Here is a 5,686-nt window from a genome sequence, read left to right as displayed (position 1 = left end):
CGGACGGGACGCCGGCGGCGAACTTGGGCAGCACGTACCGCTGGCGCCGCTGGGTCACCACGACGCGCGCCGCGCCGAGTTGGGCGAGTTCCGTCGCGATCTCGAGCGCGCTGATCGCACAGCCCGCGACCAGAACGCGCTTACCCTGATACGGCGCGGGCCCGCGGTAGTGGTGTGTCGCGGTCGCTCCGGCCGAGCCGGTGAATGTCTCGAGCCCCGGCACCGGGGGAATGGCTGCGGCGTGGAACCTTCCGGTGGCCACCACGACCCGCTCGAAACTTTCCTCCCCGCCGGCATAACGAACGAGCCAGCGGGCGCCATCGCGCGTGACGAGTTCGACCGGAGTCCCGAACAGGATGCGCTCGACTAGCCGGAACCTTTCGGCGTAGCGGCGCAAATAGTCGAGTATGGCGCGGTTGGACGGATAGACCAGGTCGGTCTCGTGCTCGAGGTCGCTGAAGGCCGTCAGGACGCGGCTGCTGTTGGTGTGCATGCTGGGCCATACGCCGCTGCGGCCGTCGAGGCCCGCCCACTGACCGCCGAGCACGGGTGAGCGCTCGAAGATCGTCGGCTCGTACCCCTGCGACAGGAGCCAACGCGCCGCGACGAGACCACCCGGTCCCGCCCCGATCACCGCGACGTTTCCAGCCATCCTGGAACTCTAAACGCTTCAGCCCACGGCGATTCGAATGTTCTTGACTTGCAGGAATTCGTAGAGGCCGTCCAGGCCGCCGGTGCGGCCGAAGCCGCTTTGTTTGAAACCGCCGTACGGTCCCTGCGGCGAGATGTCGCTGAACGTGTTGACCCACACCGAGCCCGCCTCGAGCCGGCGCGCCACCCGGTGTGCGCGGGCGAGGTCGCGCGTCTGCACGAAGGCGTTCAAGCCGTATGGCGTGTCGTTGGCGACGCGCACCGCTTCTGCTTCGCTGCCGAACTTCATCAGGGACACCACCGGGCCGAAGGTCTCCGTTTGGGCCAGCGTGGAAGCGTTGTCCACGCCGCCGAACACGGTCGGCTCGATGTAGTAGCCCGCCGCCAGCTCGCCGCCCAATCTGGTTCCGCCGGTGAGCAATTCACCCGCTTTGCTGCGGACGGCGCCATCGATCTCGGCGATGATGCGATCGGCGGCGAGCTGGCTGATGACGGGCCCGAACACCACACCCGGGTCGAACGGATCACCCGCCTTGGCGCTCGTGACGGCGCGCACGAAGCGTTCGGCGAACGCGTCATAGACCGATTCGTGCACCAGGATCCGGCTGGCGCACGCGCAGCTCTGTCCCGACTGGATCAGCGGGCCCTGGTGCGCCGACAGCATGGCGGCCGCATCGAGGTCGGCGTCGTCGAAGACGATCATCGCCGACTTGCCGCCGAGCTCGGCGACCACCGGTGTCAGGTTCACCGCCGCCGCCTCGAGGACCTTGCGGGCGGTCGCCGCGCCGCCGGTAAAGTGCACCTTGCGGATACCCGGGTGGCGGACGAGCGCGTCACCGCCTTCGGGCCCGGCTGGCACCACGTTGACGAGCCCGGCGGGTAGGCCCGCCGCCACGCACAGCTCGCCGAATCGCAGGGCGGCGAACGGCGCGGCCTCCGACGGCTTGAGCACGACGGCGTTGCCCGCCGCCAGCGCCGGAGCGACGCACGAGGCGATCACCACCAGCGCGCCGTTCCACGGGGTGATGACCCCGACGACGCCGTAGGGCTCTCGCTCGACGAGGTTGACGTCGAACGATTCGGCTACCGGTGTGCTGAGGCCGCGCGGTTTGTCGACGTAGCCCGCGAAATGGCGCAAAAACCGCTCGAGCAGAATCGCGTTGCCGGCGAGCGAGATTGGGACGGCGTAGTCGTGCACGTTGAGCCGGGCTAGCTCGTCCAGATCGTCGCGCACCGCGTCGGCCAGGTCGATCAACTTATCCCGCCGACGATCGGCGGTGAGCGACATCCATTCTCGATGGGCCGCCCATGCGGAGCCGACCGCCTCGTCGATCTCGGCGGCGCCCGCCAGTTGCACGCTCGCGTTGGGCTGGCCGGTGGCCGGGTAGATGTGCTGGTGGACCCCGCCGGACGACCGGGTCACGCGGTCGCCGCCGATCAGTAGTCCTCCGGACAGCGACGAGTTCACGTTGCGGTGGCTTCCGCGTGCCATTCCGCCGACACCCGCTGCTTCTGCTCGCCGATCACCTGGCTCAGGTGAGAAGCCTTCGGCCAGCCGTAGTAAGCGGCGAAATGCAGGGCCAGTTCGTCCATCTCGTCGAAGGAGATGTCGCGGCTCTTGAGCGCGGCGTAGACGTGGCTGAGGATCGGGATGGGCGCGTCCTGAATGGCCACACAGGCCACCGTCACCAGGCGCCGCTCCTTGATTCCCAGCCCCGGTCGCAGCCACATCTCGCCGAACACGAAGTTCAAAATGCCCGCGCCGGAGTAGGGGTTGTCGCGGATCGGAACAAACGGTATGCAATTGACCGCCCTGAAGCATTCCTCCCCGCCCGCCAACCGGCTCTCCGGATCGCTCGGGGTGACCAAGGGCAGCAGCGGCTCGGGTGGTGGCACGTCCCGGCCGCGCTCGCGCTGGATCCGTTCCCATTGCGCGTCGACGGCCATGTTGAAGCGGGACGCCTTGGGCCAACCGGCGTATACCGCGAAATGCAAGACCGTTTCGCGCATCTCGGTGATGGTCAGGTCGCCGCTGTTCAACGCCGCGTACACATGATCCTGCAGGGGCTCCTCGGCGTCGGCGGCCGCGACGCAGGCCAGCGTGACGAAACGCCGGTCCCTGCGGCTCAAGATTGGCCGCGACCAGATTTCGGCGAAGACGAAATCGATCAGGCCACTGGTGGTCGTGGGGCTCGGATCGTCGGGCGGTGGCACCGTCATCACCTCGGCGAAACGGTGTCTGCCCAGTTCGGAGCGTTCAGTCATGAAACCCACTCTCGGCGTTGGGGTTTGGCGGCCATCACCGTAGGGTGACGCCGGCGTCCACCTTGAACTCCAGCCCGGTGACGAATCGGGACTCGTCCGACACCAGGAACAGCACCGCGTTGCTGATGTCGATCGCCTCGGCCATGAGGGTGGGCAGGGCATTGAGGAAGATGGGGATCAAGTCGGGCCGCGCCTCGGTCAGCAGGGCCTGCAGGGATTCCGGGCGCATTCCCGTCTCCACTCCCGTCGGGTGCACGGTGTTTACCCGAACGCTCTGCGCCGCAAGCTCATTGGCCAGCGCGCGGCTCAACCCGACGACGCCGTGCTTGGACGCTGTGTACGGAAGGTGCAGCGGGGTGCCCTTCAGCCCGGCCGATGAACTGACGAGGATGAGGCTGCCGCCGTGGCCGACGAGGTGGGGGAGGGCTGCGGCGCAGGTGTTCCAGGTGCCGATGAGGTTGACGTCGACGACGGTGCGCCACTGCTCCGGCGTCGTCGTGTCCCAGGTGCCGACGGTCAGCACCCCGGCGTTGGCCACGGCGGCGTCCAGGCCGCCCAATTCGGCGACGCCGTCGTCGACCGCCGCGGCCAGGGCCGCCGCGTCGCGGATGTCGACCACGTGGAGGACGGCGCGGCGGTCGTGCTTTTCGATCAGCCGCGCGGTTTCCTCGAGGTCCGCGCGCGAGGCGAGGGGATACTCGATCTCCGGCAGTGAGGCGCAGATGTCGACCAGGATGAGGTCGGCTCCCTCCTCGGCCAGGCGCACGGCATGGCTGCGGCCCATTCCCCGCGCGGCGCCGGTTACCAGCACTCGCTTGCCGGCGACTCGTCCCGTCGCGCTCATAGCTTGTTGCAGAATCCGGCGTCGACCGGGAAGGTCACCCCGGTGACGTACTTGGCCTCGTCGGAGACCAGGTAGGCGATGGCGGCGCTGATGTCCTCGGGCTCCAGCAGGCCGACCGGCATCGGGTTTTGCAGGTGCGGGCCTCCGTCGGGGTAGTTCTCGAGGAATTCGGTCATGGCGGGGTTGACCGCCATCATGGTGTTGACCGCCGTCGGGTGCACGGTGTTGACCCGAATGTTCAGCGGCGCAAGCGCGTTGGCGAGCGTCCGCATCAGCCCGACGATGCCGTGTTTGGAGGCCGCGTAGCCCAGGCCGCCGCCTTGCAGGCCGCCGAAACCTTTCAGCCCGGCCGTGGAGCTGGTGAAGATGATCGCCCCGCCGCGATTGCCGGCGAGCAGGTGCGGGATCGCCGCCCACGCGGTGTGGTAGGCGCCGTCGAGGTTGACCCCGGTCGCCGCCTTCCACTGCTCCAGCTCTTCCTCGATGGTCAGCTCGCGGAAGGCCACCGGTGCGATCCCCGCGTTGGCCAGCACGATGTCGAGGCGACCGAACTGCTCGACGCCGGCGTCCACCGCCGACTTGACCTGATGGAAGTCGCGGACGTCGGCCACCAGCCCGAGCATCTTGGCGCCCTCGGCCTCGACGAGGGCCACCGTTTCGTCGAGCTCAGCGCGGCTGGCCATCGGGTAGCCGTTCGCGGCGATGTCTTCGCAGATGTCGATGCCGACGATGCTGGCCCCGTCGCGCGCCAGGCGAATCGCGTGGCTGCGGCCCTGTCCGCGAGCGACCCCGGTGATGAAGGCGACCTTGCCTTCCAGTTGGCCCATGATTCCGCCCTTCAGTAACGTGGTTACCCGAGCGGTAGAGTAACATGGTTACTGTGGTTGCAGAAGGGGGTCGCCAGCCGGATCCGATCATCGAGATCGTGGTCGAGCTGCTGGACACGCAGGGCTACGAGGCCGTGCAGCTCCGCGAGGTGGCCAAGCGCGCGCGGGTATCCCTCGCCACGATCTACAAGCGGTACGCGACCCGCGACGAGCTGATCGTCGCCGCCCTCGAATGGTGGATGGACACCAACCGCTACGCGAACCTGCCGTCACCGGCCACCGGCGCGAGCGGCGAATCGCTTTACTCCGACCTGATGGCTGTGATGCGGACGATTTTCGAGCCGTGGGAGCGGCACCCGACGATGCTGCGTTCGTACTTTCGCGCACGATCCGGGCCGGGCGGCGAAAGGCTGATCCAGCGCGGCGTCGACGCCGTGGTCCCCGTCGCCAAATCAATTACGGCCCAGGTGGATTCGGATTATGCGAAAGATCTCGAGCTGATCCTGACAGGTGTCGTCTTCGGCTTCCTGGGACGCTTTGCGCAGGGCGAGATCGAGGTCACCGAGATCGTGCCCGGGATCGAGCGCGCCGTGTTCTGGCTGACGGCGGCCTATGAGAACCGCGCCGTCGCGCAATAGTTCACGTGCCGCAAAACGTTTGGTACGCGCCGAAATCCTCCGGCGCCGGGCTCGCGTAGCGCTCGAGGCCCGGTCGTTCGTCATACGGGTCAGTGACCGCCGCGAGCAGGCGCTCGAGCGGATCGAGATCGCCGGCCGTCGCCGCGGCCAGCGCCTCCTCGACGAGGTGATTGCGCGGAATGTAGACGGGGTTGGTGCGGTCCATCGAGTCGGCGTCCGGGCCGAAGGCGCGCCAGCGCGCCAACCAGTCGTCGAACCCGGTGAGGTTGATGAACAGCCCGCGCGCTCCGTCCGATTCGCCTCGCGCCGCCCGCCCGAGGTGGCGGAAGAAGGACGTGTAGTCGACGCCGCTCTCCTTCAGCAGCGCGAGCAACTCGTCCACCAGCGGCGCGACGACCCCGGCGTCCACGCCGTCGGACAGGCCCAGTTTGGCGCGCATCCCGGACGACCACACGGCGTCG

7 protein-coding genes are annotated in these 5,686 nt (G+C 68.1%); 1 reads left to right on the top strand and 6 read right to left on the bottom strand.

Translation table 11 applies throughout. The features are described from left to right. The 5 genes from A5712_RS21885 to A5712_RS21865 form a co-directional block, all read right to left on the bottom strand. A partial coding sequence (locus A5712_RS21885; protein ID WP_156766710.1) for an NAD(P)/FAD-dependent oxidoreductase occupies positions 1–652 on the bottom strand: 652 nt, incomplete at its 3' end. An 18-nt stretch (positions 653–670) separates the two neighbouring features. Further along, positions 671–2,143, bottom strand: coding sequence for an aldehyde dehydrogenase (locus tag A5712_RS21880; RefSeq protein WP_068109651.1), 1,473 nt, complete (start codon positions 2,141–2,143; stop codon positions 671–673). After that, entirely contained in the window at positions 2,116–2,916 is an 801-nt protein-coding gene (locus A5712_RS21875) for a carboxymuconolactone decarboxylase family protein (protein ID WP_068109656.1), read from the bottom strand. Before A5712_RS21875 ends, A5712_RS21880 begins: the two co-directional genes overlap by 28 nt. A gap of 34 nt (positions 2,917–2,950) precedes the next feature. Further along, a complete protein-coding gene (locus A5712_RS21870) occupies positions 2,951–3,760 on the bottom strand; it encodes a mycofactocin-coupled SDR family oxidoreductase (RefSeq protein ID WP_068109647.1) in 810 nt (269 codons plus the stop codon). Further along, positions 3,757–4,587, bottom strand: coding sequence for a mycofactocin-coupled SDR family oxidoreductase (locus tag A5712_RS21865; protein WP_068109644.1), 831 nt, complete (start codon positions 4,585–4,587; stop codon positions 3,757–3,759). Before A5712_RS21865 ends, A5712_RS21870 begins: the two co-directional genes overlap by 4 nt. A 44-nt stretch (positions 4,588–4,631) precedes the next feature. On the opposite strand from A5712_RS21865, the gene A5712_RS21860 reads away from it, so the two are divergent. Further along, positions 4,632–5,225 carry a TetR family transcriptional regulator gene (locus tag A5712_RS21860; protein WP_068109640.1) on the top strand — a complete coding sequence of 198 codons (594 nt, stop codon included), beginning with the start codon at positions 4,632–4,634 and terminating at the stop codon, positions 5,223–5,225. Between the two features lies 1 nt (position 5,226). On the opposite strand, the gene A5712_RS21855 is transcribed toward A5712_RS21860, so the two are convergent. Next, positions 5,227–5,686 (bottom strand): protein adenylyltransferase SelO family protein (locus tag A5712_RS21855; protein WP_197519468.1); only part of this gene is annotated, 460 nt, incomplete at its 5' end.

This window comes from Mycobacterium sp. E2327, from assembly GCF_001672675.1.
Classification (GTDB): Bacteria; Actinomycetota; Actinomycetes; order Mycobacteriales; family Mycobacteriaceae; genus Mycobacterium.
The sequence above is the reverse complement of the archived record's forward strand: the minus strand, read 5'-3'. Positions and strand labels throughout refer to the sequence as shown.

Excerpts from the sequence above, each read along its gene's own strand:
- A5712_RS21865 (WP_068109644.1), bottom strand. The coding sequence starts at position 4,587 with ATGGGCCAACTGGAAGGCAAGGTCGCCTTCATCACCGGGGTCGCTCGC.
- A5712_RS21870 (WP_068109647.1), bottom strand. The coding sequence starts at position 3,760 with ATGAGCGCGACGGGACGAGTCGCCGGCAAGCGAGTGCTGGTAACCGGC.
- A5712_RS21875 (WP_068109656.1), bottom strand. The coding sequence starts at position 2,916 with ATGACTGAACGCTCCGAACTGGGCAGACACCGTTTCGCCGAGGTGATG.
- A5712_RS21880 (WP_068109651.1), bottom strand. The coding sequence starts at position 2,143 with ATGGCACGCGGAAGCCACCGCAACGTGAACTCGTCGCTGTCCGGAGGA.
- A5712_RS21860 (WP_068109640.1), top strand. The coding sequence starts at position 4,632 with ATGGTTACTGTGGTTGCAGAAGGGGGTCGCCAGCCGGATCCGATCATC.